Here is a 22,322-nt window from a genome sequence, read left to right as displayed (position 1 = left end):
CTCACAGTTTTTTTCCTATATTGATGGCATAGCCATTGGCATAACGAAGGTCAATTGAATCCACTCGTTGGCCCCATTTCTCTTGAACCTGTGGCCAACTCTTAATCAAACGCTCAACACTTAATTGAATCTGCTTTGCATCGCGCTCATCGAGCTCTCGACCCAATTCAATATTCAAGTTATTACTCAACTTGGCTTTCCAGGCATAACGAGAAGAGAGCTCAAGACTTTTCACACTTGCTTGCCAAGGCTCAAACCAAAGATTCAGTTGCTGGTATTTTCTAAAGACCTCTTTATTACTTCCTTCTGGACCGCTGAATCTCAACAATGAAGCGCTGTCCTCTGCTTCTGCCATATTTGCGATAAATACTTCACCGTAGGTATTGATCAATTTAGGCGTTTCACTAACCCACACTCCCAAAGCTTGATGCTCTTCGATCGCGACCACAATTCCGTTAGGCCACTCACGGCGCACACTGGCTCGACGCACCCACGGCATCGTTTCAAATGACTGTCTTGCTTGATCTAAACGAATCGTGAAAAAATTGCCCTTCACTTGATCCAATGCACGGGTTTTAATTGTTGGCAAATTCACGTGCTTGAGCTCACGACCATCGAGTGACTCAACCGTTAAGTGATTCAAAGTGAAAACTGGTTTTTGACCTAACCAGAATAGAAGCCATCCACACGTCACCAACAAAGCAATCAATAACAAGAAATTTGCCATCGCACGCATCATCTTGGCGTGATTCCAGATCGGGCCAAACACCGTGGCACTCATAGAACCTAAAAAGCCGAAGAAGATGCGCAAGAATTTCATGAATGAATACCTGCCTTGCTTAATAGCCACAACACCAAATCAGCATATTCAACACCGGCTGCCTTGGCCGCCATTGGCACCAATGAATGACCAGTCATACCAGGCGCTGTATTCATTTCTAATAAATAAGGTTGATTGGTCTTTTGATCAATCATCACGTCCGCACGACCCCAACCTTTACAGCCTAAGGCACGGTATGCACTTAAAGCAAGTTCTTGTACTTTTGTCTCAAGCGCCAAATCCAAACCTGTTGGGCACAAGTATTTGGTGTCGTCAGAAAAATATTTATTGTGATAATCGTAATTAGAGTCTGGGGCCACGATTCTGATGACCGGCAATGCTCGCGCATTCTCGCCATCACCCACGATTGGACAAGTTAACTCTTCACCGATGATGCATTGCTCTGCCATCACATCACGATCAAGCTTCGCTGCCAATGCATACGCTGCCGGCAAATCTTCTGCCTTCATGACTTTGCTCAAACCAAGAGATGATCCCTCTCTGGCTGGCTTCACAATGATCGGCAGTCCAAGATCTTGGATAATTTTTTGCCAATCACTCTTGGCATTTAACATTGCAAATCGAGGTGTGGCCAAATCAAAGCTGGACCATAATCGCTTGGTCGCTTGTTTATCAATCGCAAGAGCAGAAGCCAATACACCACTGCCGGTATAAGGCAAATTCATTTGCTCCAGCAGACCTTGCATCGTGCCGTCTTCACCATAACGACCATGGAGGGCAATGAAGACTCGATCAAATTTCTGCGCAGCTAATTCTGTGATGGCTTGTTGGCCTGGGTCAAAAGCATGAGCATTCACACCCTTTGAAATCAAAGCATCTAAAACACCTTTGCCTGACATCAAAGAAATATCTCTTTCACCTGATTTACCGCCAAGCAACACTCCGACCTTGCCCAAGGCAGCAACATTCACTTGTGACAAATCTTTTTGTACTTCTTCGCTCCAATTCATCAGATTAGGCATTTGAACCTCCCGCCAACTTTCCTGGAACAGCAGAGATGGATCCTGCACCCATGGTGATGATCACATCACCATCGCGCGCCATGCTCATCACCAAATTCGGCAATTCATTCACATCTTTTATAAATTTAGTATTAGCAACATCCAATAAGCGACCTTCTTCTTTGGCCTTTGCCAAAGCTTTGATCAAAGCCTCTCCATCAGCACCGGAAATTCGAGCCTCACCCGCTGGATAAACTTCGGTTAAAGCCAAAGCATCCACACCTTGAAGAACTCGCACAAACTCACCAAAGCAGTCACGCGTTCTGGTGTAACGATGTGGCTGGAATGCCAGCAATAATCGACGGCCTGGGAAGGCTCCTCTGGTTGCAGAGAGTGTTGCTGCCATCTCTACAGGATGATGACCGTAATCATCAATCACAGTGCATGTACCACCCTGAGGCAACTTCACTTCTCCATAACGCTGGAAACGGCGGCCAACGCCGTGGAATTCTTTCAAGGCTTTCACGATGGCTGCATCACTCACACCCAACTCAGTGGCAATGGCAATCGCTGCAAGTGCGTTACGCACATTGTGTAAGCCTGGTAAATTCAATGTGACCTTCAATGGCCCTGGCGTATCGCCATGACGACGCACGGTGTGTCGCAAGGCTGTGAAATGCATCTGAGGACCATCGGCAACAACATCAATAGCGCGCACATCAGCATCTTCAGATAAGCCATACCCAAGAATTGGTTGTGACACAAACGGCAAAATATCGCGCACGTTTTGATCATCAACGCACAACACAGCAACACCATAAAACGGCATGCGTTGCGTGAATTGCACGAAGGCTTGTTTTAACTTAGCCATATCGTGCTGATAAGTGTCCATGTGATCAGCATCAATGTTGGTGATCACTTCAATCACTGGCAATAAGTTTAAGAAGGATGCGTCTGATTCATCGGCTTCGGCCACAATAAAATCACCAGTGCCTAAACGTGCATTTGCACCAGCAGACGTTAATTTTCCGCCAATCACAAAGGTTGGATCCAAACCACCCTCAGCCAAAACTGAAGCCAACAAACTGGTCGTGGTTGTTTTGCCATGAGTGCCTGCAATAGCAATGCCCTGCTTTAAGCGCATCAACTCACCCAGCATCACAGCTCTTGGCACAATTGGAATACGCGCCGCACGGGCAGCCAAGACTTCTGGGTTGTCTCCAGTAACGGCTGTTGAAATAACAACTGCCTCTGCACTACCCACATTCTTGGCATGATGACCAATGGTGATTTCTGCACCACACTCACGCAAACGTTTGGTGGTTGCACTTTCAGCCATGTCTGAGCCACTCACCTTGTAACCAAGATTGAGTAACACCTCAGCAATACCGCTCATGCCTGCACCACCAATGCCGACAAAATGAATTTGATGAAGAATGTGCTTCATGACTGAACCGCTCTCTTAGATAACATTTGACATATTTCTGCAACATCTTTGGTTGCATTTGGCTTGGCCTGACTCAAAGCGCGTTCAGCCATTTTTGATAACTCTGCGCGATCAACTGTTTGCAAATAAACAGCCAATGAATCTGTTGTCATATCAGCTTGCGGCATCAACACAGCAGCGCCAGCCTCTGAAAGAAATTTTGCATTCGACGTTTGATGATCATCCACAGCGTATGGGAAGGGCACCAAATACGAGGCCACGCCCACCGCTGAAATTTCTGCCACAGTCATGGCACCTGCTCGACAAATCACTAAATCTGCTTTTGCATAAGCTGTCACCATGTCATCAATGAATGGCACAACTTCTGCCTCAACATTCAAGCTCGCGTATTTCTGGCGCAATTGATCAAGGTGTTTCTCACCTGCTTGGTGGATCACCGATGGTCTAGATTCAACTGGGATTTTTGCAAGGGCTTCTGGGACCACTTCATTCAATGCTGCAGCTCCCAAACTACCACCCACCACCAAAATCTGTAAACGACCAGATCTTGCTGAGTAACGAGCTTGTGGAGATTCAATTTGACTCATACCAGCACGCAATGGATTACCCAACCAAACAGCACCCGGCAATGCATTTGGAAATGCGCACAAAGTTTTGTCTGCAACTTTGGCCAATACTTTATTGGCTAAACCAGCAATTGAATTTTGCTCATGCAAAACCAATGGCTTACCCAATAAAACACTCATCATTCCAGCCGGGAATGTGACATAACCACCCATGCCCAACACAACATCGGGCTTTACTCGACGCAATACTTGAATGCTTTGCCAAAATGCTCGTAATAAATTAAATGGCAACAACACCAATGTTTTGATTCCCTTGCCTCTTAAGCCACCAAACTGAATGGATTCAAAAGCAAAACCGCGAGGCGGCACCAAGCGGTATTCCATGCCCTTGGCATTCCCCAACCAAGAAACATTCCAACCATGCTCACGCAAATATTCAGCCACAGCCAAGCCTGGGAAAATATGCCCGCCAGTACCGCCAGCCATGACCAATAAGGTGGGTGAGTGCGTCATAACTTGCCACCCCTCATCAACACTCTGTTCTCAACGTCAATCTTTAACAAGATCGCAACCGCAACTGCGTTCATCATCAAACCTGAGCCACCAAAACTAACAAACGGTAAGGTCAAGCCCTTGGTCGGCAAGATGCCCAAGTTAACGCCCATATTGATGAACGCCTGCCAACCAATCCAAATCGCAATGCCTTTTGCAACCAAGCCAGCAAAACTTCGATCCAATTGCAAAGCTGTTCGACCAATCAAGAATGCACGTCGAATAATCCAATAGAAAATTGCGATGACAACAGCGACGCCAACGAATCCCAACTCTTCGCCAATCACTGCCAAAATAAAATCTGTGTGCGCTTCTGGAAGGTAATGAAGTTTTTCAATACTTCCGCCCAAACCAACTCCGAACCACTCCCCTCGGCCAAATGCCATGAGTGAATGTGTTAATTGATAGGCTTTACCAGCAGCAAACTCTTCATTCCAAGGATCAAGGTAAGCAAAAATCCGCTGTCTTCTAAATTCAGAAAAGATGATGATGGATGCAAAACTGCCAATGGCCAAAGCTGTCAGCGCACCAAACAATTTGGCGTTGATGCCCCCTAAAAATAATAGGCCCATCGCAATCACGGCAATCACCATGAAAGCACCCATGTCAGGTTGTAATAGCAGCAAGACACCCACCGCTATCACCGCAGCACCCATCGGCAACAAACCTTTGACCAAGGTGTGCAAATACTCTTGACGCTGGACGGTGTACCAAGCAGCAAATAAAACAACTGCTAACTTCATCAATTCTGATGGTTGGAAATTTGTGATGCCCAATGGAATCCAACGCTTTGCACCATTGACCCCTTTACCAACCCCTGGAATCAAAACAAAGATCAACATGATGAATGCCAAAGCAAAAATGGCGGGCGCTAAACGATCCCAAACTTTAAGAGGTACTTTGAAAGCAAAAATACCTACCGTGAAAGCAATTGCAATAGAGATGCCATGTCTAACCAAAAAGTGACTGGTGCTGTATTTGGCATATTTAGGACCATCGGGTAAAGCAATCGATGCCGAATAAACCATCACAAGACCCAATGTCACGAGAATCAAAACAGCCCATAACAATGGTTGGTCATATTCCATCATGCGTGAACGAGTTGGACGAACCACGGTTGTGGCGTCACGCAATCCCAAACGAAAATCTTCGAAACCTTCTTTGATGCCACCTTTGACACCACTGATGCCATTGGCACTGAAACGTTTGAAGAATTGAATCATGCGCTCACCTGACCTTTCAAGCTAGCTAACTCACTCACCGCATCAACGAAGACTTGAGCGCGGTGCGCGTAATCTTTGAACATGTCAAAACTTGCGCAAGCTGGTGACAGCAAGACCAAGTCACCTGACTCCGCCATCTCAGCCGCTGATTCGACGGCCTGTTCCAAAGTATCAGCATCACGGATGGCAACACCCGATGATTCAATAGCACTTCTGATGGCTGGCGCATCTCGACCAATCAAAATGATCGCTTTGGCATGACGTGCAAGCGCTTGGCTCAATGGAGAGAAATCTTGCCCCTTGCCTTCACCACCTGCAATCAAAATGATTTTTGCCGTTGCACTTGATACTGAACCTGAGCCGGACTGACCCAAACCATTCAAGGCAGCCAAGGTAGCACCAACATTGGTGCCTTTACTATCATCGATGTACTCAACACCTTCAACGATGGCCACTGACTGCATGCGATGTGGCTCACCCTTGTACTCACGCAAACCATGCAATAGAGGGCCCATCGGAATATCAATAGCAATACTGAGTGCCAAAGCTGCTAAGGCGTTACTTGCGTTATGTCTTCCTTTGATGCGCAAAGCATCTGCCGGCATCAAGCGCTTCAACCTCAAAGGCTCATCATCCACATCGGCTTTTTTGCGACGACGCTTTGCTTTTAGCTCCAGAGCTTCTGCATCAGGCTCAGCCCATACCAACCAATCGATACCACCAGCAGCCGTATCATGGAATACACCAAATGCATCTTCTTCAGTAGGCGCTTCAACTCCAAAGGTGATCGTGCGATTCATATCAGACTGCATATTCATCACACTGTTGTCATCGCGATTTAATACAGCGATCGTATTAGGGCTGAAAATTCTGGCCTTTGCTGCCGCATATTGTTCAAAATCACCATGCCAATCCAAATGGTCTTGGGTCACATTCAAAACAGTCGCGGCATCCGCATGAAGACTGTAAGTGTGCTGAAGCTGGAAACTAGAAAGCTCTAAAACCCAAACATCTGGCAATTCTTCGATATCCAATAACTTATCTAAAGCGGCCGGACTGATATTGCCTGCGACTGCCACAGACTTGCCCGCTCTTTCACAGAGTAAGCCTGTTAATGCCGTGGTCGTTGTTTTGCCATTCGTACCAGTGATGGCAATCACTTTGACAGCGTAGTTTTGTTCGTCTTTTAATGCTTGAATCGCTTGAGCAAAAAATTCAATTTCACTCCACACTGGAATTTCTTTTTCTGCAGCATTCGCTAAAAATGATTGAACTGGCTCTTGCAATGGCGATAGACCTGGACTGATTGCAATCACGTCTGTGGCGTTCAACAACTCTGCAGACAATCCACCCAAATGAATCTCTTTGACACCCAAGTCTTTGACGACTTGATGATATTTTTTCGCACCCTCAGATAACTGCTCAATGGATCTGGTATCAGCCACCGATACCTTCGCACCTTGAGCAACACACCAACGCACCATGGCAGCGCCTGACTCTCCCAAGCCAAGCACCAAGACCCTCATTGCCTGAGGGCGCTCTTTGCCAAATGGATGCTGTAATTGAATCACTCTTTTTCCTATCGCAACTTCAAGCTAGATAAACCAATCAACACCAACAAAATGGTGATGATCCAAAAGCGCACCACTACCTGTGTTTCTTTCCAACCACTTAATTCAAAGTGGTGATGCAGAGGTGCCATCTTGAAAATCCGTCGACCTTCGCCGTACACCTTTTTGGTGAACTTGAACCAAACCACTTGCATGATCACGGACACTGTTTCAGCCACAAAAATTCCGCCCATGACGAACAAAACAATTTCTTGTCTCACGATCACAGCCACAGTGCCCAAAGCACCACCAAGTGCAAGAGCACCAACATCACCCATGAAGACTTGCGCGGGATGCGTGTTGAACCATAAAAATGCCAAACCAGCGCCACTCATGGCACCACAGAAAATCATCAGCTCGCCGGCGCCAGGAATGTATGGAAATAAAAGATACTTGGTGTAAATCGCGTTACCCATCACATAAGCAAACACGCCCAATGCTGCACCCACCAAAATCACCGGCATGATCACCAAGCCATCCAAACCATCTGTTAGGTTGACGGCATTCGAACTTCCAACAATCACTAAATACGTCAGAACGATGAAACCAAGCACACCCAGTGGATAGCTGATTTCTTTAAAGAAAGGCACATATAAATTTGATTTGGCTGGCAAATCAATTGAGAAACCGCTCTGCACCCAATTGATGAAAAGTTCTAAAACCTTTAGGTTATTCACTTCTGAAACAGAGAACGCCAAGTAAATAGCAGCAAATAAACCAATCAATGACTGCCAAAAGTATTTCTCTTTAGAGGCCATGCCTTTGGGATCGCGATAAACAACTTTGCGATAGTCATCAACCCAACCAATAGCGCCAAAACCCAAAGTCACAATCAACACAATCCAAATGAAACGATTGGATAGATCAGCCCAGAGCAATGTTGAGATCGCAATGCCAATCAAAATCAACACACCACCCATTGTGGGCGTTCCAGTTTTCACCAAATGAGTTTGCGGACCATCGGTGCGAACTGCTTGACCTACTTTCATGGCTGTTAAACGACGAATGACCCAAGGGCCAAAAAACAATCCGATCAATCCAGCCGTCAGGGTCGCCATCACGGCTCTGAGAGTGATGTAGTTGATGACACGTAAAAACCCAAAGTCATCTTGTAGTAATTGTGCAAGCCATAACAACATCAGTTCATCTCCTCTGCGAGAGCTTTAACAACTCTTTCCATGCGCATAAAGCGCGATCCCTTAACCAGAAGAGTCACTTCTTCATGATTTTTTTTTGCGTGCAATGATTTATTCAATTCTGTGCAAAGCTCTGTAACATCAGCAAAGTGCTGAGCCACATTTCCCTGAGTGGCAGTCGCTTGATAAGCAAGTACAGCTTCTTTACTTAAGTCGCCCAAAGCAAATAATTTTTGAATGCCTTTTTCACCAGCGTAATGACCAACTTCGCGATGGAACTCTGGCCCTTGATTACCCACTTCACCCATATCACCCAAAACAAGCCAAGCAGCTGTTTTGATATTGGATAAAACATCAATGGCAGCTCGAACAGAATCAGGATTGGCGTTGTAACTGTCATCAATGACAGTGATGTCATTGTTCAGTGAATGCTTTTGCATTCTGCCGTTGACTGGTAAGAAAGACTCCAATCCCGCTTGAATCATCGCTGGCGATATCCCTGCCGCAATTGCCACAGCTGATGCAGCAACAGCATTGCAAGCGTTGTGATCTCCCAAGATCTTTAACATCACTTTGATGTCACCCTGTGGCGTATGAATCGCCATCAGACCAGTGGGTTGATCAAGCCACTCACCCCAAACAGTCGCTGTTTGATTAAATGCAAAATCAATCACTGTTCGTTGATTAGATATTTTTTTCCAATAAACACTGTATTCAGAATCAGCGGGATAAACAGCCACGCCATTTGTAGGCAATGCCTTAATCGCCAAAGCATGCTCTTGTGCCACAGCGTCAACGGTCTCCATGAACTCTTGATGTTCACGCTGAGCATTGTTGATCAATGCAATTGTTGGTTTTGCAATACTTGCTAATAAGGCTGTTTCGCCTGGATGGTTCATACCCAGCTCAATGACCGCCAACTCATGATTCAAATCAAGGCGCAAGAGCGTCAAAGGCAAACCAATTTCATTATTGAAATTACCTTGGGTCGCAAGCGCTTTATCAATGCCAACAGCAGATTCAAAAATACTTTGAATCATGCCCTTCACAGTTGTCTTACCATTGCTACCCGTAACAATCACAACTTGCTTTAAATTGCGCTGACTACAGTACTGCTTCCAGTTGCTTGATAAGGTTTGCAAAGCTTCTTGAGTATCTTTGACCACAACCGCTGGAAAATCTTTAGGTAATTTCTCAACCGAACTCACCAAGCAAGCTATCGCTCCTTTGGCCTGCACATCACTTAAAAAGTCATGCGCATCGAATTTTTCACCGCGCAAGGCAATGAATAAATCGCCAGCTGCAACTTGTCGACTGTCGCTGATGAATCGCTTGATGGCTTGATCGATTGATGGCATGTTCAACAACTGAGCATCTGGCAAAAACTCTGAAATCATCGATAAAGGCATGTATTGCATGTTGAGGCTCATCAGGCGATACCCCCCATGGCCAATTGCACATGCACTCGATCAGAGAATGGATGTTTTTTACCTGCGATCTCTTGAATTTCTTCGTGACCTTTACCCGCAATTAAAATCACATCTTCTGGTTTGGCCTGTCTGATTGTCTGCAAGATGGCTGTTGCGCGATCAGCATTCACTTGCGCCTTCTCAGGCACCTCGAAACCACTCAAGATATCAGCCATGATTTTTTCTGGCACTTCGCTGCGAGGGTTGTCACTCGTCACCATCACATGATCAGCGATACTTTCTGCAATTCGACCCATGATTGGTCGCTTCAGTGGATCACGATCACCGCCACAACCAAACACACACCAAAGTTGACCAGCTCTTTGCTTTGCAATATCGCGCAATGTTTTTAGAACTTGCTCTAGAGCATCGGGGGTGTGTGCAAAATCAATCACTGCCATAGGCTGCTGAGCAGTTGCTCGAGCGACTAATTCCATACGTCCTTGAACAGCTTGCAATGCCTCGATAGAACTTTTAGCACTCTTGATTGTTTTTCCGCCAGCCAACAAACAAGCAAACACTGCCAAAGCATTGCTGACATTAAAAGCACCCACCATGCGAGTTTGAATCAAACCAGCATCCTCACCATCAACGATGAGTTGAAACTTCATACCTTGATCATTCATTTGAAGATCAGTGGCAAGTACTTTTCTAAATGATTGCTTTGCAAAACACGGCAAAGATAATAAATTTTCTGATTTGTTGGCGTAAGCCCAAACAGTGATGTCGGCATCACCCATCTTTTTTGCCAAACACTGCAAGCACTCTTGGCCAAAAGAATCATCAGCATTCACCACGACATGTTTAATGCCTGGTAAATCCAAGATTTTCTTTTTAGCAGCGGCGTACTGTTTCATATCACCGTGGTAATCCAGGTGATCCTGACTCAAATTCGTAATCACAACCGTATCAAAATGAGTGCCATTGACACGACCTTGATCCAAAGCATGTGAAGATACTTCGACAGCCACACTGCGCGCACCATTTTTTTGAATGTCTTTTAACAAACTCTGCATGCGCGCGGCATCAGGTGTTGTAAAACCGGTCATGGTCAGATCATTCACAAGGCCAGCGCCCAAAGTACCAATCACGCCACATGGTTCATCAGCACTGTGCAATGCTTGTGACAACCACTGACTGATTGTTGTTTTGCCATTGGTTCCAGTGATACCCATCACTCTCATTGATTGACTGGCATGACCATACCAATTCGCTGCAATTTCTCCAGCCTGTTCAGCCAAATCATTCACAGCAACGCAACGACTATCTTTACAAACTGCTTTTAATTCTTCAATCAGACCACTTGGCTCATACAAGACCAATGCGGCACCCAAACTCAATGCTTGAGTAATGTGAACACGGTTATCTGTTAACTGCCTGCTATTGCCAACCGGGTAAGCCAGCATCACATCTCCAGCCTTCAATACTCTTGTGTCTGATGTCATATGAGCATCAGGCTTTACATGCTCACTGAGCAATGATTCAAGAGGGATGGAGTTGATTGGCAACATGGCGTTCATCTGCTCAATGACACCTTTTGCGTTGAACCATTTGGTCCAAGCTGTAATTCTTTATCAACCATTTGCTTGACTGCTGCATCTGGTAAAACATTCATGGTGCGCAAGGTACCTGCAACAATATTTGCAAATGCAGGCGCTGCAACAACACCGCCGTAATAACCACCAGCACTTGGCTCATCCACCATCACAGCCACCACAATTCTTGGAGCGCTCATCGGGGCCATGCCCACAAAAAAGCCTCGGTATTTATTACTTGCGTAACCCTTACCTTCAACCTTGTGAGCTGTACCAGTTTTACCACCCACGCGATAACCCATGGTTTGAGCATTGGTTGCAGTGCCGCCCGTTTGCGTCACAAGCTCTAACATCTCTCGCATTTGTATGGCTGTCTTAGCAGAGATAACTTGTGTACCTTTTGGAACACCGCTTGTCTTATAAATGGTGGCGGGTACAAGCTCACCATCTCGCGCAAAAATACTGTATGCACGCGCCATCTGGAATAAAGAAGCAGATAAGCCATAGCCGTATGACATGGTGGCTTGCTCAATCGGCACCCAATTTTTATATGGTCTCAATCTTCCAGCAACCGCTCCTGGGAAACCTAAATTAGGTGCTTGGCCTAAGCCAACGGCTTGGAACATTTCCCACATTTCTTGTGGCTGCAACTGCATGGCCATTTTCACGGTACCAATGTTGCTCGACTTTTGCACAATCTCTGAAACAGTTAACACTGGATAAGGATGCGTATCTGTGATGGCTTTTTTACCAATCACCATCGATTTACCAATAGGCATAGAAGTATTTGGTTGCACCAAACCTTTTTCTAAAGCCAATGAAATCGCAAACGGCTTCATCGTTGAGCCAGGCTCAAATGTATCTGTGAGCACTCGGTTTCTTAATTGCTCACCACTCAAATTAGTTCTTGAATTTGGGTTATAGGTTGGCCAGTTAGCCAAGGCAAGCACTTCACCAGTCTGCACATCCAACACAACAGCACCAGCCGCTTTCGCACGGTGCTTTTCTGCAATTGCTTTTAATTCATTAAATGCTAAAAACTGTACTTTGCTGTCAATCGATAACTGCAAGTCAGCGCCATCTTTTGGTGGGCTAATGATTCCTAAGCCTTCAACATAACGCCCGAGTCGATCTTGAATCACACGACGACGACCCGGTTGGCCGGCCAATTCTTTTTCTTTCGCCAACTCCATACCTTCTTGACCGCGATCTTCAACGTTGGTGAAACCAACGATGTGAGCCATGGCTTCGCCTTCTGGATACAAGCGCTTGTATTCATTGTTTTGTGCAATACCAGGAATACCTAATTCTCTGATTTGCTTTGCGACATCTAAATCAACTTGACGCTTCAAGAACACTTGGTTTCTTTCAGAAGCAAATTTTTTGCGCAACTCCGCTTCACTGACTTCTAACAATTTAGCCAGTTGTGAAATTTTCTCTTTGGATAAATCTTCAGGAATCGCATCAGGGAATGCAATGATGGCTTTGGCCAACAAGCTTGTTGCCAAAACCTCACCATGACGATCTAAAATTTTTCCGCGGCTTGCAGGCATTTCAATTGAGCGCAAAGTCGCCTTGTTACCCTTTTCTTCATAAAAAGAATTACCAAAACCTTGCACCCACATGGCACGCACCACCAATGCGATAAAACCAATGAAGATTAAAAACAAAATGAGTCTTGAGCGCCACATAGGTAGGCGCAAGACCAAATTAGGCGTGGAAGAAAAAGATATCTGCGCCATTAATCAACCACCACATATTGTGTTCGACCAGGATTGATCGCTTGCATTCTTAATTGCTTGCGAGCAATCTCTGTGATGCGTGAAGACTTAGATAAATTTCTTTGCTCGAATTCCAAGCGAAGCCATTCTTGATTCAAACGTCGCTCTTCAGTTTGTGCTCTTTCAAGAGCCACATACAGCGACCTGGTTTTTTGTTGAGCGGCCACCAAAGATAATGAGCACAACATCAAAATAATCAAAAGAATGATGGTGGAGCGATTCATGAAGCGGCTCCCATTGGAACAGTCTTCATTTTTCGCATCACTCTCAAAATAGCTGAGCGAGCACGTGGATTTTCTTGAACTTCTTGCTCACTTGGTTTGATGCGACCCAATAACTCTGCCTGTGGTTTTGGCATTTGGTTTTCAGTCAAAGGTAAACCTCTTGGCACTGATACCTTAGACAAACCTTGCATGAACTGCTTCACGATTCGATCTTCTAAAGAATGAAAGCTGATGACGGCCAATAGGCCGCCCGGCTTGAGGCATTGAAATGCTGCTTTCAACCCACTCTCCAAGTCGGCGAGTTCTTGGTTGATATAAATCCGTATAGCTTGAAAGGTGCGCGTGGCCGGATCTTGGCCCGCTTCGCGGGTGCGGACGACACTAGCCACGAGCGACGCGAGTTCTCCGGTCCTAGTGAGGGAATCGCCTTGCTCTCTGCGAGCAATAATCGCCTTTGCAATCTGTAAAGCAAACCGTTCTTCCCCATACTCTTTAATGACCCTCGCTATGTCTTTTTGTTCCGCTACTGCCAACCATTCGGCTGCACTCTGTCCACGAGTGGTGTCCATCCGCATATCCAATGGACCATCGCCTCGAAATGAAAATCCACGACTTGGATCGTCGATTTGTGGAGAGCTGATTCCTAGATCCAAGAGCACGCCATCGATAGAGTCGCTCGGAACTTCCTCTGCCATCGAAGCAAAGCTCTCGTGAATGATTTGAAAGCGCGGGTCTTGAATTGTTTTCGCTTCTGCAATTGCTTGAAGATCTTTGTCGAAGGCAATCAACTTTGATTGCGCATTGAGATGCTTCAGTATTTCTCGGCTGTGACCACCGCGACCAAATGTGCCATCGATGATGGTGATTGATTGCTGTTCTGATGAAGTCGTTTCTCCCAATACCGAGGTGACTGCCTCGGCCAGTAATACTGGGCGATGGGTAAATGTCATGGTTGGCCAACATCAGAAGGTGAATTGTTTGAGAGCATCTGGCATGCCTTGTGCGATTGCAACTTGCTCTTTTTGTGCATACGTTGCGGCATCCCATAATTCAAAGTGACTGCCCATTCCCAATAGCATCACATCGCGCTCAATACTTGCGGCAGCTCTTAATTCTGGGGTGACCAAAATTCGACCAGATCCATCCATCTCTATGTCAGAGGCATTACCTAAAAAGATTCGGCGCCACCAATGGGCATCCATTGGCAATTGTGCGATGCGACCTCTGAATGCTTCCCACTCAGAACGTGGGAAAAGTAACAAGCAACCATCAGGGTGTTTTGTGAGCGTGACTCTGCCTTCGCCTTGTAATTGCAAGGCGTCACGATGCCTTGCAGGAATCGACATGCGACCCTTGGCATCGAGAGTTAATGCAGAAGCACCTTGAAACACGAATATTTCCCCACTTTTTCACACTTTTCCCCACTTTAGAGGATGCGTAATTCATGGTCAAGTGTTTTAGGTGGTTTTTTTGTAAATTCTTTATTTAGAACAAGCACTTAGACGCACATGTTGATACTATTTTACGAGTAAAAATTCAATAAAAACATGGGGCTGGAAAATACTCTTAAGAAGTTAGCTTAGGGTTAGACGCGATAAGCTGTGACGGTCATTATTTTGGCCATTGTTTTCATGACCTTTTGAACAGCGCTTGGTAATTCAACTCCACCCTCTTGAATTGCCATTTGTCCGTGTGCAATTTCATCGGCACGCATTTGCGCAACAATTGCACGGGAACGATGATCATTGCTTGGCAATTCTTTTAAGTGATCATCCAAATGATGTTCTACTTGTTTTTCTGTTTCAGCAACGAACCCTAAACTGATTTTGTCACCCGCTAAACCAGCGATTGAACCAAGCACAAATGATCCCGCATACCAAATGGGATTAAGCAAACTTGGACGAGAATCTAATTCTTCCAATCGCCTCTCGCACCAAGCCAGGTGGTCTTCTTCCTCAATCGCTGCATGCTCTAATTTATTTTTTAAGTCATCACTTTTTGCGTGCAACTTTTGTGATTGATACAAAGCCTGCGCACAAACTTCTCCAACATGATTAACACGCATCAAACCTGCAGCGTGTTTTTTTTCTTCAACGCTTAATTCAGTTTCACTCATTGTTGACGCATCTGGAACAGGTCGTCTCATGGGAGTTGCACCAACTATTGAACGCAATGCGCGATCAAATTCAATGATGAAACCATCAATAGGATGTTGGGATGATTTTGCAAATGAGCTCATGGGAATATCTTAAACGCTCAGACGATTATTAGTTTTGACACATATCAGGGGTTTTTGTTGTTTTATTACAACATTAATCACATAAATAACCTTAATTTTAATGGTTAACTTGGTTTATTAATGACTTTATTGTTATCTTTGTAATAGGTTCTTATGTAGAACCTGTGAAAAAACACGGTATTTGTTGTTTTTTTACATCACTACTTTTACGGAGAAACAATGAAGAAATCGCTCATCAGCGTAGCGGTGATGTCCCTTATGGCTTCACCACTGGTCATCAAAAGTGTCCAGGCTCAATCCAATGTCACCATTTACGGCACGGTTGATGCTGGCATGAGGTATCAAAATCATGCGGGTAAAGATCAGCTAGGTAATAGCAAAGATTCTCAGTTAAGCACTAACTCAGGAGGTTTATCAGCACCACACCTCGGTTTTAAAGGAGAAGAAAATTTAGGTGGCGGTAATAAAACTTTTTTCAAACTAGAAACTGGCTTTGATATGAATACGGGTGACAACAATTCATCCAGTGACACATCAGTGCACGGCAAAAAATCAGACAACAAAAGTTTCTTTGGACGCCAAGCGCATTTAGGCATCAGCAATCAATCCTTAGGTCAACTAACCATCGGTCGTCAGAACACTGTTAGCTATGACACGATCAAAGATTTTGATCCAACGAATAACTTGAACCAAAAAGGTTTGATTCATTATTTGAGTGGCTATACTGATTTGAAAAATAATCACAATCGCTCTGATGGCACCATCAAGTATCAACACCAAATCAAGCGCGTGACATTTTTAGCAAGCTATCAAAGTGGCAATCAAGTCGGCTCTGTGAAGCACGGCAGCAGCACGGCAATTGGTTTGAAGTATCGAGATGCCCATTGGTCTGTGGGTGGATCTTTTACAGAAATTGATGTTGCTAAATCAGCAGGCACTGCTGCTAAATCATCCCAATCATTAGGCTCAACAAAGATCATTAACTTTGGTGGTGAATATCGCTTTAATCGTTGGACATTTAAATCCGGCATGTCTCACTCAAAGCTGCCAGCCATTCAGCGTGGCAGCATCTCACACATAAATCATCAGTCATCTCCGGAACGTGATCAATTGGCATCTGATGTATTTGTGAGCGCTTGGGGTATGCAATATCAATTAACTCCTAAGGTGGACTTAGGTCTTGCTCACTACACAAAATTGCACCATGATCACAAGAGTCGTCATCTGGTCGACAAAGATAAAAGCTTGGTCTTAACCAGCGTTTATAAACTGTCAAAACAAACTGATATCTATGGTTTCTTAGATCAACACCGCAATTCAAATGGTGTTGCTAATGGCAATCGTCAAAAAAGTCAGTATGGTGTGACAGCAGGATTAAGACACAAGTTTTAATCCCGCGACTAGCTTAGCTTGATTGGATTAGGCTGGGTCTGGCTTAGTTAATCTTAAACAAGCACTTCAGCTTTACAAGCTGTTTTAGTTTTCAAGCCTAGCTCAGCTAACAGCTCACGATCGGCATCTGCCTCGGGATTGTCGGTTGTGAGTAATTTATCGCCGTAGAAAATCGAATTGGCGCCCGCCATGAAACACATCGCTTGAACTGGTCGACCCAATTCTTGACGACCGGCTGATAGACGAACTCTGGCAGTTGGCATGGTGATACGTGCAATCGCAATGGTTCTCACAAACTCCAAAGGATCAACACCTTTTTGATCCTCTAATGGAGTGCCAGGAACTGGTACCAAATGATTGATAGGCACTGATTCTGGGTATGGATTTAAATTCGCTAGCTTGGCGATTAATCCAGCACGTTGACGACGAGTTTCGCCCATACCAATGATGCCGCCACAACAAACAGACATGCCTGCACTGCGCACACTTTGTAAGGTATCCAAGCGATCTTGATACTGACGTGTGTTGATCACTGAACCGTAGAAATCTTCGCTGGTATCAAGATTGTGGTTGTAATAATCAAGACCCGCATCACCCAGGGCTTTTGCTTGTTCAGGTGCCAACATGCCCAATGTGGCGCAAGTCTCTAAACCTAAATCTTTAACGCCTTTGATCATGGCAACCACTTTTTCGATGTCGCGATCTTTTGGTTCGCGCCAAGCAGCACCCATACAAAAACGATTCGATCCTGCTTCTTTAGCAGCTTTTGCCGCAGTCAAAACTTCTTCGACATCCATCAACTTAGTTGCTTTGACATCGGTGTGATATCTGGCTGCTTGTGGGCAGTATCCGCAATCCTCAGGACATCCACCCGTTTTGATTGACAACAAAGTGGCTAACTCAATATCACCCTCTGGAAAGTTTTCTTGATGGACTTGTGCTGCGCGAGCCATCAATTCATTCATGGGCAATTCATAGAGCTCTAAGACCTGCTCTACAGAAATGGAAGAGTATTTTTTAGGGTCATTCATAGTCATAATTGCCAATGATACAGGTCGAAGTGTTCAAATAGAGGTATGCGTCACATCCTAACTTTTATTTCTTTAAGTATCCTGACCTTTGCGTCTTATGCAGAAAAGTCTTGGCCTAACCGCAGTTCAGAGCCAGTCAAAATCATTGTCACCTTTACACCCGGTGGAGCACCCGATATTTTGGCCAGAATTTTGGCTGAACATTGGCAAAAAGACCTTAATAATCAGGTAATTGTTGAAAATAAACCAGGTGCGGGTGGCAATATTGGCACAGAGCTGACTGCCAAAGCTCAACCCAATGGTCATACGCTGGTGATTGGAACAGTTGGGACACTGACCATCAATCCGTTTTTATATAAAAATCTTAACTATGATCCTCGCAAAGATTTAGAGTCAATCACCTTTTTAGCCAGCACTCCTAATGTATTGGTATTGAATAAACATGTACCTGCCACAGATGCAAAAAGTTTGATTGCCTTAGCCAAATCAAAGCCTCATGATTTAAGTTACTCATCCTCTGGTATCGGAACATCGATTCATTTATCAGGTGAACTATTTCAACAACTGACCAAAACAAAAATCAAACACATCCCATACAAAGGCAGAGCGCAAGCCATGCCAGATTTGTTGGGTGGACGAGTACAAATGAGTTTTGATAACTTGGCTTCTGCATTACCCTTGATTAGATCCGGTGACTTAAAAGCCATTGGGGTCACCAGTATGCAGCGCTCAATACACGCACCAGATATCCCAACTTTGAGTGAGTCTGGCGTACCTGGCTTGAAAAACTTCCAGGTCACTTCTTGGTTCTCTCTGAATGGGCCTGCAGGGATGAATAAAGCCGACGTACAAAAAATTGCGCTAGAAACAAAACGCATCCTGAATCTTCCAGAAGTGAGAGAACGACTGTCAGCCATCGGCTTAGAAGCAAATCCTCAAGGACCAGAAGCATTGAACCAATTAATTCAACAAGACTCCAAACGTTGGTCCAAGTTAATCGAGGACACAGGAATCAAAGCCGAATGAATCCAAAAACCTCTTCACTCTCTCAAGATCTTGTAGAGCGCAGTTTGGCATCTGTGTGGCACCCTTGCACTCAAATGAAACATCATGAACAATTTCCCTTGGTGGCAATTTCTCATGGCAAAGGCGCATGGTTATACGACCATGATGGCAATCGCTACTTGGATGCGATCAGCTCTTGGTGGGTCAATTTATTTGGTCATGCAAACCTATCGATCAATCAGGCACTGAAAGATCAACTGGATTCTTTAGAGCACGTCATGTTGGCAGGCTTCACACACAAACCTGTGGTGGAACTATCAGAGCGCTTAAGTGCACTGACCCAACATCAATTGGGTCATACCTTTTATGCATCTGATGGGGCATCAGCCATTGAGATGGCGTTGAAGATGAGCTTTCATTATTGGCAGAACAAAGGCTTGGCCAATAAAAAAGAATTCATCTGCCTTAAAAATAGTTATCACGGTGAAACACTAGGCGCTCTGGCTGTTACCGACATTGCAGTCTTTAAAGAAACCTATGGTCCACTGACTCACCCAGCTCACATTGTTGCGAACCCCGATGCACGTCTTGCAACAGGCAATCAAACCGCCAAAGATATCGCAACCAGCGCTTTAATAAATTTAGAAGAGTTACTGAGCAAGCAATCAAAAAATATTGCAGCCTTGATTGTTGAACCATTGGTTCAATGTGCCTCAGGCATGGTCATGCATGATCCTTCTTATCTTCAAGGCATCAGAAAACTTTGCGATCAATATCAAATACATTTGATCGCCGATGAAATCGCTGTGGGTTGCGGCAGAACAGGTACTTTCTTTGCTGTTGAACAAGCGGGCATATGGCCTGACTTTTTAGCTTTATCTAAAGGCATCAGCGGTGGTTACTTACCCCTATCGCTCGTCATGACGACTGATGATATTTATGAGGCCTTCTACCACCAAGATGTGCGCAAAGGATTTTTACACTCCCATTCATACACAGGCAATCCTTTGGCTTGTAGAGCAGCCTTGGCCACATTGGATATTTTTGAAAAAGAAAATATCCTAGAAAAGAACAAAGTTCTTGCGCAGGAATTAGCCACAGCTTTTATTTGGGCCAAAGAAGATGAACGAATCATTCATTTCAGGCAAGCAGGCATGATCCTGGCCTTTGATATCAAAGCAGAACATCTCTGTGAGAATTTCTCAAAAGAATTTTTTGCTCACGCTTTAAATCAAGGTGTGCTGGTTCGCCCAATTGGTTCAACGATTTACATCATGCCGCCGTATATCATCAGTGCTGATGAAATCACTCACTTATCAAATGGCATTCAAGCAAGCTTGAATGCCACAGTTAAAGCATGACCCTCAGATACATCGACCATTTCAATCATCTTCTAGGCGACTTAGAACAACAGTCGCTTAAAAGAACGCTGAAGATTTGTGACAGCGCCAGTGCGCCTGTGATGACAATTGATGGTCAAGCCATGCTGACTTTTTGCAGCAATGACTATTTGGGACTGGCCAATCATCCTGAATTAGCCAAAGCAATTTCTGAAGGTCTACAACTCTTTGGGTCAGGCAGTGGCGCATCACACATGATCAGCGGTCATCATCGTCCGCATGATGATCTAGAAAAAGCTTTGGCGAAAACTCAAGAAGCATTCATTCCAGAAGTTCGTGCATTGTTTTTTAGCACAGGCTACATGGCTAATCTGGCGGCCATCACTGCGATTAGCAGCAGTCTTGGATCCAATCAAGTGATGAGCATCTACTCTGAAGAGTTGAACCATGCATCCCTGATCGACGGCGTTCGTTTGGCCAGCAAACAAAATCAAGCCAAAGTACAAGTATTTCCTCACCAAGACTTGCAAGCCCTTGAACAACTCTTAGCCAATGACACCAATCAATTTAAATTGATTGTCACTGATGGCGTCTTCAGCATGGATGGTGATCTTGCACAAGTCACCGCATTACTCAAACTGGCTCATCAATACGATGCTTTGATTTTGGTTGATGATGCTCACGGCTTTGGCGTTCTTGGTCAACACGGTTTTGGCATTCTTGAACATGCCGGCATTCAAAAATCTAATGAAGCTGCATCAAGAATCATTTATATCGGCACCTTGGGTAAAGCAGCTGGCATCAGTGGCGCATTCGTTGCTGGACATCAGACATTGGTGGAGTGGATCTTACAAAAAGGTCGTCCTTACATTTACACCACCGCGTCTCCGCCTGCGATTGCTCACGGCTTACTCAAAAGCTTAGAGTTGATCTCTGATAATGCTTATCGCACAGCGCTGAATCACAATATTCAGCATTGGAAAAAAACACTGCGCCTAAAAAAATGGTCGTTGATGCCATCAGACACAGCCATCCAACCAATCATGATTGGTAAAACTGAAGACGCATTGAAAGTAGCTCAACAACTTTACAAAAAGAATATCTGGGTACCAGCGATCAGACCTCCGACTGTGCCCGTAAATACCGCCAGACTGCGGATCACATTCTCAGCAAGCCACACGACTGAACAGATTGATCAATTAATTCAAGCGCTGATGGAGATTGAAGATGGCCTTTAAATCTAATAATCCCAGCGAACTTGGCAAAGCTGGTTTTTTCGTGACCGGCACGGACACAGAAGTTGGTAAGACATTAATTTCTGGCGCCTTGATCACCCACTTAAAAAAACAACACGCTGTGGTTGCCGCTTTCAAACCTGTGGTTGCTGGCTTAAGAGACATTGCTGGAATGATGTGCAATGAAGACATCTTGGCGCTATCCAGCGTTATGACTTACAAAGCACGAGAAGATTATTTGGATATTTGTCCATATCAACTCTCAACCCCAGCAGCCCCTCATTTAGTTGCAAAAGCATCTGGCACGCATCTGGATTATTCAGTGATGCTCAATGCCTTCAAAGATTTACGCGAGCAATCAGATGCAATCGTAGTTGAAGGGGTTGGTGGTTTTAAAGTGCCGTTTCATAATGACAAAACAAGCGCTGATTTTGCTCAAGATATTAGACTACCGATCGTCCTAGTGGTTGGCATGAGATTGGGCTGCATCAATCACGCCTTGCTCACAGTTGAAGCCATTCAGACAAGGGGCTTGCGCTTGGCTGGATGGGTGGCTAACACCATAGGTCCTATGACACTGCTTCAAGAAAACATTGCCACCTTAGAAAACCTGATACCAGCGCCTCTGATGGGAGTTATTCCAGAGCTACCCAAAGAGATCATTCAAACTCCTTACAGCATCAACGCCATGGAAAAAGCTGCCAGTTTTTTAAAAATCTAAAAAATAAAAAGCTTTTCTCAAGCTTAGTTATCTC

Annotated in this window: 20 protein-coding genes; 5 read left to right on the top strand and 15 right to left on the bottom strand. The window is 44.9% G+C overall.

Annotated features, from left to right (window positions below; translation table 11 throughout):
* Window position 1 precedes the first annotated feature (1 nt).
* From GQ367_RS00960 to coq7, 14 genes are all read right to left on the bottom strand, one after another.
* Window positions 2–820 (bottom strand): cell division protein FtsQ/DivIB, encoded by an 819-nt coding sequence (locus GQ367_RS00960; protein ID WP_215290690.1) that lies wholly within the window; start codon window positions 818–820, stop codon window positions 2–4.
* A complete protein-coding gene (locus GQ367_RS00955; protein ID WP_215291825.1) occupies window positions 817–1,791 on the bottom strand; it encodes a D-alanine--D-alanine ligase in 975 nt (324 codons plus the stop codon). The genes GQ367_RS00960 and GQ367_RS00955 overlap by 4 nt, the downstream gene beginning before the upstream one ends.
* 4 nt (window positions 1,792–1,795) lie before the next feature.
* Window positions 1,796–3,229, bottom strand: coding sequence for a UDP-N-acetylmuramate--L-alanine ligase (murC, locus tag GQ367_RS00950; RefSeq protein ID WP_215290688.1), 1,434 nt, complete (start codon window positions 3,227–3,229; stop codon window positions 1,796–1,798).
* Window positions 3,226–4,308, bottom strand: coding sequence for an undecaprenyldiphospho-muramoylpentapeptide beta-N-acetylglucosaminyltransferase (gene murG, locus GQ367_RS00945; RefSeq protein WP_215290686.1), 1,083 nt, complete (start codon window positions 4,306–4,308; stop codon window positions 3,226–3,228). The genes murC and murG overlap by 4 nt, the downstream gene beginning before the upstream one ends.
* Window positions 4,305–5,570 carry a putative lipid II flippase FtsW gene (ftsW, locus tag GQ367_RS00940; protein WP_215290685.1) on the bottom strand — a complete coding sequence of 422 codons (1,266 nt, stop codon included), beginning with the start codon at window positions 5,568–5,570 and terminating at the stop codon, window positions 4,305–4,307. Before ftsW ends, murG begins: the two co-directional genes overlap by 4 nt.
* Window positions 5,567–7,141, bottom strand: a complete 1,575-nt coding sequence (murD, locus tag GQ367_RS00935; protein ID WP_371818539.1) for a UDP-N-acetylmuramoyl-L-alanine--D-glutamate ligase — start codon at window positions 7,139–7,141, stop codon at window positions 5,567–5,569. Before murD ends, ftsW begins: the two co-directional genes overlap by 4 nt.
* Window positions 7,142–7,149: 8 nt before the next feature.
* Window positions 7,150–8,319 (bottom strand): phospho-N-acetylmuramoyl-pentapeptide-transferase, encoded by a 1,170-nt coding sequence (gene mraY, locus GQ367_RS00930; RefSeq protein WP_215290683.1) that lies wholly within the window; start codon window positions 8,317–8,319, stop codon window positions 7,150–7,152.
* A complete protein-coding gene (gene murF, locus GQ367_RS00925) occupies window positions 8,319–9,734 on the bottom strand; it encodes a UDP-N-acetylmuramoyl-tripeptide--D-alanyl-D-alanine ligase (RefSeq protein ID WP_215291821.1) in 1,416 nt (471 codons plus the stop codon). The genes mraY and murF overlap by 1 nt, the downstream gene beginning before the upstream one ends.
* A gap of 11 nt (window positions 9,735–9,745) precedes the next feature.
* Window positions 9,746–11,296, bottom strand: coding sequence for a UDP-N-acetylmuramoyl-L-alanyl-D-glutamate--2,6-diaminopimelate ligase (locus GQ367_RS00920; RefSeq protein ID WP_251370171.1), 1,551 nt, complete (start codon window positions 11,294–11,296; stop codon window positions 9,746–9,748).
* Window positions 11,297–11,301: 5 nt separating this feature from the next.
* Complete coding sequence (locus GQ367_RS00915; protein ID WP_215290680.1) at window positions 11,302–13,062, bottom strand: penicillin-binding protein 2; 1,761 nt, start codon at window positions 13,060–13,062, stop codon at window positions 11,302–11,304.
* Window positions 13,062–13,325, bottom strand: a complete 264-nt coding sequence (gene ftsL, locus GQ367_RS00910; RefSeq protein WP_215290679.1) for a cell division protein FtsL — start codon at window positions 13,323–13,325, stop codon at window positions 13,062–13,064. Before ftsL ends, GQ367_RS00915 begins: the two co-directional genes overlap by 1 nt.
* Window positions 13,322–14,275 (bottom strand): 16S rRNA (cytosine(1402)-N(4))-methyltransferase RsmH, encoded by a 954-nt coding sequence (gene rsmH, locus GQ367_RS00905; RefSeq protein WP_215290678.1) that lies wholly within the window; start codon window positions 14,273–14,275, stop codon window positions 13,322–13,324. Before rsmH ends, ftsL begins: the two co-directional genes overlap by 4 nt.
* 12 nt (window positions 14,276–14,287) lie before the next feature.
* Entirely contained in the window at window positions 14,288–14,716 is a 429-nt protein-coding gene (gene mraZ / locus GQ367_RS00900; RefSeq protein ID WP_215290677.1) for a division/cell wall cluster transcriptional repressor MraZ, read from the bottom strand.
* Window positions 14,717–14,910: 194 nt separating this feature from the next.
* Complete coding sequence (gene coq7, locus GQ367_RS00895; RefSeq protein ID WP_215290676.1) at window positions 14,911–15,564, bottom strand: 2-polyprenyl-3-methyl-6-methoxy-1,4-benzoquinone monooxygenase; 654 nt, start codon at window positions 15,562–15,564, stop codon at window positions 14,911–14,913.
* 219 nt (window positions 15,565–15,783) lie between these two features.
* On the opposite strand from coq7, the gene GQ367_RS00890 reads away from it, so the two are divergent.
* The gene (locus tag GQ367_RS00890) at window positions 15,784–16,956 is read left to right on the top strand and encodes a porin (protein WP_215290675.1); all 1,173 of its coding nucleotides are present in this window, start codon (window positions 15,784–15,786) and stop codon (window positions 16,954–16,956) included.
* A 53-nt stretch (window positions 16,957–17,009) separates the two neighbouring features.
* Here the strand turns inward: GQ367_RS00890 and bioB are convergent, their stop codons facing one another.
* On the bottom strand, window positions 17,010–17,993 hold the full coding sequence (gene bioB / locus GQ367_RS00885) for a biotin synthase BioB (RefSeq protein ID WP_215290674.1): 984 nt from the start codon (window positions 17,991–17,993) through the stop codon (window positions 17,010–17,012).
* A 39-nt stretch (window positions 17,994–18,032) separates the two neighbouring features.
* Between bioB and GQ367_RS00880 the strand changes: the two genes are divergently transcribed.
* From GQ367_RS00880 to bioD, 4 genes are read left to right on the top strand one after another with little or no spacing between them, the layout of a single operon-like run.
* Complete coding sequence (locus GQ367_RS00880; protein WP_215290673.1) at window positions 18,033–19,013, top strand: tripartite tricarboxylate transporter substrate binding protein; 981 nt, start codon at window positions 18,033–18,035, stop codon at window positions 19,011–19,013.
* Complete coding sequence (gene bioA, locus GQ367_RS00875; protein WP_215290672.1) at window positions 19,010–20,353, top strand: adenosylmethionine--8-amino-7-oxononanoate transaminase; 1,344 nt, start codon at window positions 19,010–19,012, stop codon at window positions 20,351–20,353. Before GQ367_RS00880 ends, bioA begins: the two co-directional genes overlap by 4 nt.
* Entirely contained in the window at window positions 20,350–21,570 is a 1,221-nt protein-coding gene (gene bioF / locus GQ367_RS00870) for an 8-amino-7-oxononanoate synthase (protein WP_215290671.1), read from the top strand. Before bioA ends, bioF begins: the two co-directional genes overlap by 4 nt.
* On the top strand, window positions 21,560–22,288 hold the full coding sequence (bioD, locus tag GQ367_RS00865; RefSeq protein WP_215290670.1) for a dethiobiotin synthase: 729 nt from the start codon (window positions 21,560–21,562) through the stop codon (window positions 22,286–22,288). The genes bioF and bioD overlap by 11 nt, the downstream gene beginning before the upstream one ends.
* Window positions 22,289–22,322 lie beyond the last annotated feature (34 nt).

Source organism: Polynucleobacter sp. MWH-CaK5 (genome assembly GCF_018687615.1).
Lineage (GTDB): Bacteria > Pseudomonadota > Gammaproteobacteria > Burkholderiales > Burkholderiaceae > Polynucleobacter.
The sequence above is the reverse complement of the archived record's forward strand: the minus strand, read 5'-3'. Positions and strand labels throughout refer to the sequence as shown.

Excerpts from the sequence above, each read along its gene's own strand:
- GQ367_RS00955 (WP_215291825.1), bottom strand. The coding sequence starts at position 1,791 with ATGAATTGGAGCGAAGAAGTACAAAAAGATTTGTCACAAGTGAATGTT.
- ftsL (WP_215290679.1), bottom strand. The coding sequence starts at position 13,325 with ATGAATCGCTCCACCATCATTCTTTTGATTATTTTGATGTTGTGCTCA.
- GQ367_RS00890 (WP_215290675.1), top strand. The coding sequence starts at position 15,784 with ATGAAGAAATCGCTCATCAGCGTAGCGGTGATGTCCCTTATGGCTTCA.
- murG (WP_215290686.1), bottom strand. The coding sequence starts at position 4,308 with ATGACGCACTCACCCACCTTATTGGTCATGGCTGGCGGTACTGGCGGG.
- bioA (WP_215290672.1), top strand. The coding sequence starts at position 19,010 with ATGAATCCAAAAACCTCTTCACTCTCTCAAGATCTTGTAGAGCGCAGT.
- mraY (WP_215290683.1), bottom strand. The coding sequence starts at position 8,319 with ATGTTGTTATGGCTTGCACAATTACTACAAGATGACTTTGGGTTTTTA.
- bioB (WP_215290674.1), bottom strand. The coding sequence starts at position 17,993 with ATGACTATGAATGACCCTAAAAAATACTCTTCCATTTCTGTAGAGCAG.
- GQ367_RS00915 (WP_215290680.1), bottom strand. The coding sequence starts at position 13,062 with ATGGCGCAGATATCTTTTTCTTCCACGCCTAATTTGGTCTTGCGCCTA.
- bioF (WP_215290671.1), top strand. The coding sequence starts at position 20,350 with ATGACCCTCAGATACATCGACCATTTCAATCATCTTCTAGGCGACTTA.
- ftsW (WP_215290685.1), bottom strand. The coding sequence starts at position 5,570 with ATGATTCAATTCTTCAAACGTTTCAGTGCCAATGGCATCAGTGGTGTC.
- bioD (WP_215290670.1), top strand. The coding sequence starts at position 21,560 with ATGGCCTTTAAATCTAATAATCCCAGCGAACTTGGCAAAGCTGGTTTT.
- murC (WP_215290688.1), bottom strand. The coding sequence starts at position 3,229 with ATGAAGCACATTCTTCATCAAATTCATTTTGTCGGCATTGGTGGTGCA.
- GQ367_RS00960 (WP_215290690.1), bottom strand. The coding sequence starts at position 820 with ATGAAATTCTTGCGCATCTTCTTCGGCTTTTTAGGTTCTATGAGTGCC.
- rsmH (WP_215290678.1), bottom strand. The coding sequence starts at position 14,275 with ATGACATTTACCCATCGCCCAGTATTACTGGCCGAGGCAGTCACCTCG.
- coq7 (WP_215290676.1), bottom strand. The coding sequence starts at position 15,564 with ATGAGCTCATTTGCAAAATCATCCCAACATCCTATTGATGGTTTCATC.
- GQ367_RS00920 (WP_251370171.1), bottom strand. The coding sequence starts at position 11,296 with ATGTTGCCAATCAACTCCATCCCTCTTGAATCATTGCTCAGTGAGCAT.
- GQ367_RS00880 (WP_215290673.1), top strand. The coding sequence starts at position 18,033 with ATGCGTCACATCCTAACTTTTATTTCTTTAAGTATCCTGACCTTTGCG.
- murF (WP_215291821.1), bottom strand. The coding sequence starts at position 9,734 with ATGCAATACATGCCTTTATCGATGATTTCAGAGTTTTTGCCAGATGCT.